Source organism: Vibrio sp. 2033 (genome assembly GCF_033339735.1).
The window spans coordinates 1-3,170 of record NZ_JAWOVC010000063.1 but is presented as its reverse complement, the minus strand read 5'-3'; the positions used below and the strand labels follow the sequence as shown (position 1 = coordinate 3,170).

Genomic DNA, 3,170 nt, shown 5'->3' with positions numbered 1-3,170 from the left:
ATACCAAACAAACAGCTGCCAAATTTTGAGCTAAGAAACATGATTTTGATTGCTAGCTTTTTCTGGCGACTAACGCCGCATTAAGGTGTGAGCGACGCTTGGCTATACTTGAGCGAAGCGAAACTGCCAAGCGTTGCGAATCACTCTTAAATGCTTTGTTAGCCTAACCTTTTAAACTGCTCATATAGTTCATTGCTCTCCCTATGTTCTAAAAGTAGTGAAGCATTCAATGCATAAGAATGAGAACAATTAAACTTTGGGCTTGCCACGATTTGCTTCCATTTTTTCCCATTCAGAGCCTTGCTGAAAGGATTAACTAATTCATTAAGCTCTTCTAAAGAAAGGCTATTTTCTTCTGCGGAATACAAGTAACTACGATTCGAGAACATCCTAAACCTCAACTCTTCAGCTAACCGATCAAAGCTTCTAATGTTAACCTTGTGCGCGTCCTCGTAGCGGCGGCGATATTTAACCATATCAAGCATTTCAGCACGACGTCCTATGTATATGGTATAGATATAACGAGGCTTTTGAAAAACCAAAGCACTTTTAGAAGGGAACAACCTATTGCTCTGAGGGGGGTTATCCGTAATCCAATCACGCCAGTCTTCAATCTGCTTCAAAGCATCAGCTAGCTTCTGTGAAGCTTTACCATGCTTGGTAAAAATCTTATCTGTGGGCTTCTCTATCTCTATTAATTCATAGATGAATCCATTACTTCCATCATCAATAAGACGTACAAAGTCTGTTTGATGATCATCTCCAAGATTGAGTTTACTTGCGCACATTAATGTTCTTATATCATCACAAAAGAAGAGTCCCGCGTGTTCACTTAAGAAAGCATGACACATTTCTTCACTAACTTTTTGTGAGCTTATTAGATCTAACCATTGTTCTGAGACTTCTTGAATCAATGCTCTATTGGAGTTCATAAGCTCCCAATTATTCATCTTATATCCCTAATCATTTGACTTGTGAGTGTTGGGGGTAGGCTAACGCCGCGTTAAGTAGTGAGCAACGCAAACCACCAGACTTAAGGCATTGTTCCGTAAACACTAAATTCAAAGCAAACCGAAAATGCCGAGCGTTGGGAATCTGCCTTAAACGCTTTGTTAGCACACATTTGTAAGGGGATAATTATTTCAATTTCTCAAATCTGCTATTTGCTAGTGCTGACAATTGAACACTGTCGATTCTCAATGAGAACTTTTCTAACTTTGATGTGTCTAGTAATTGGCATCCCATACTAACTCTCAGCTTGCTATCCTTTGACAACAGCCCATCACCTACTTCCATGAGCTTGCCAAACACTTTCTCTTCTCTTGTTTGAGCAACAAAATGGTACTTTTCAGTTAACGCTTGAGAATAACCTCGATAAAGAGCGAGACACTTTTCACGTGTCAGGCTTGTTCTGTCTGCTAGTACCGAATAAACCAATTGTTCTTCCAGCAAGATCTGCAATCGAACTGTATCAAAGTGCGATTCTTCGTCTGTCGACTGATCGTATTTAATAACTCGAGTGGGATAAGAAAAATCAAGTTTTAGTTCGTTACTATCAACCGTAGATTCGACTAAGGCAAGTAAAGGAATACTATTGACTACATCTGCTTCCATTATCTCGCTTTCATCGCTACAGGATGCACAAAAGAGAACTAGAGAGGCTATTCCTGCATTTCGAAATTTCATCTAATGTCCTTGTTTCCACCGAGTGTGTGCTAACGCCCTGTTAAGGGGTGAGCAACGTAATACCGATGCCGCCGCATACCACCTGAAACACTAAAACCAACGCATAGTGAAAATGCCACGCGTTGCGAATCCCTCTTGAACAGTTTGTTAGCCGCTCATTCCCAAAGGTTATTGCTTGCTCAATAGGAACTTACGCAAGTCCCTCTCAGCACGCATAACAAACAGAATAAATACTTTGTCGCCGTCTTGTTTATAGAAAATACGGCACGGATTAACTACAACTTCACGATAACTTAGATGTTCTAGTTCAGGCGGAATGCGACCCGATTCAGGGAAAGTCTCTAAGCGCTCGACTTTAGAAAAGATCGCTTGAACCAATTGTTTTGCAGCTACGATATTTTCAAGTGCGATGTATTCAGCGATATCATTGAGGTCGGATAGCGCTGGCTCAGTCCAGATTATTTCAGCCATTTTGACATTTTGTCCTTGGCTTCATCGTGACTCACCACTTTACCGTCAGCTAATGCACGTTCACCTCGTGCAATCCCCTCAAGAATAGCTAAACGATTTTGCATAAACTCGTAATCATCAACATCAACAAGATATGCAGATGGCTTACCATGTTCGGTAATTAACACTGGTTCTTTAGTGTCGTGGAGATCGGCAAGGATCTTTGTTGCTTGGCGTTTGAGTGATGTAACTAGTTCTACTCTCATGAGAGCTGCTCCAAAGGAATACTTAAGTGATACTATTCTATCACTTTGAGTATAGCAAGCTCCATGACGGCTAACGCCCTGCTAAGGGGTGAGCAACGCAATACTAAAGCCGCCGCATACAACCTTAATCACTAAATTCAACGCATACTGAAAATGCCACGCGTTGCGAATCCCTCTTGAGCAGTTTGTTAGTCGCGAGGCACCGAGCGACAATTTTAAGCCAAGCTAGACTTTGCGAACAACAAACTTTATGTGTTTTGATGCACTTAAGTCAGGCGTAGTCTCAAAGCGGCTATTCAATGAAACCACTTGGAACAGCCAACGCCGCAGAAAACGGACTGACAACACCAAAAAAGCGCTTTTGGAAAACCAATCTCACAGTGCGGACTTTCAACAAAGTCACTGAAACCACGTGGAACTTACCACACCAGAGAAAACGTCCTTTCAGCAAGTAAATAAGCTTTTAAACCAACAAACTCACCGAGCAGATTTGCAACCAAAAACAGATTTTCGATTACCCCGCTCTATCACCACCAAAGAACGAAACAACCGCTTGGAAAATAGTAATGCATTGATTTAAAACCGATGAAACTGAGGTTTGACCGTCGAAGATGGAACTATGAATCAAACGACCAGTAGCCAAGTTTTGAGCTTAGAAACATGATTTTGACTGCTAGCTTTTTCTGGCGACTAACGCCATGTTAAGGGGTGAGCAGCGCAATACCGATGTTGCTGCAAACCACCTTAATCACTAAAATCAACGCATAG

At 41.5% G+C, this 3,170-nt stretch carries 4 protein-coding genes; all 4 read right to left on the bottom strand.

Going from position 1 to position 3,170, the window contains the following annotated elements; genetic code table 11:
• Positions 1-158 precede the first annotated feature (158 nt).
• Positions 159-950, bottom strand: coding sequence for a DUF4263 domain-containing protein (locus tag R7P74_RS24500; RefSeq protein WP_262635811.1), 792 nt, complete (start codon positions 948-950; stop codon positions 159-161).
• 187 nt (positions 951-1,137) lie between these two features.
• Entirely contained in the window at positions 1,138-1,686 is a 549-nt protein-coding gene (locus R7P74_RS24495) for a hypothetical protein (RefSeq protein ID WP_213885903.1), read from the bottom strand.
• 168 nt (positions 1,687-1,854) lie between these two features.
• The gene (locus tag R7P74_RS24490) at positions 1,855-2,157 is read right to left on the bottom strand and encodes a type II toxin-antitoxin system RelE/ParE family toxin (RefSeq protein WP_262635810.1); all 303 of its coding nucleotides are present in this window, start codon (positions 2,155-2,157) and stop codon (positions 1,855-1,857) included.
• On the bottom strand, positions 2,145-2,402 hold the full coding sequence (locus R7P74_RS24485; protein ID WP_262635809.1) for a type II toxin-antitoxin system Phd/YefM family antitoxin: 258 nt from the start codon (positions 2,400-2,402) through the stop codon (positions 2,145-2,147). The genes R7P74_RS24490 and R7P74_RS24485 overlap by 13 nt, the downstream gene beginning before the upstream one ends.
• Between the last annotated feature and the right edge of the window lie 768 nt (positions 2,403-3,170).

Bases quoted from the DNA above. Each gene is read 5' to 3' on its own strand.
- R7P74_RS24500 (WP_262635811.1), bottom strand. From the start codon at position 950: ATGAATAATTGGGAGCTTATGAACTCCAATAGAGCATTGATTCAAGAA.
- R7P74_RS24495 (WP_213885903.1), bottom strand. From the start codon at position 1,686: ATGAAATTTCGAAATGCAGGAATAGCCTCTCTAGTTCTCTTTTGTGCA.
- R7P74_RS24490 (WP_262635810.1), bottom strand. From the start codon at position 2,157: ATGGCTGAAATAATCTGGACTGAGCCAGCGCTATCCGACCTCAATGAT.
- R7P74_RS24485 (WP_262635809.1), bottom strand. From the start codon at position 2,402: ATGAGAGTAGAACTAGTTACATCACTCAAACGCCAAGCAACAAAGATC.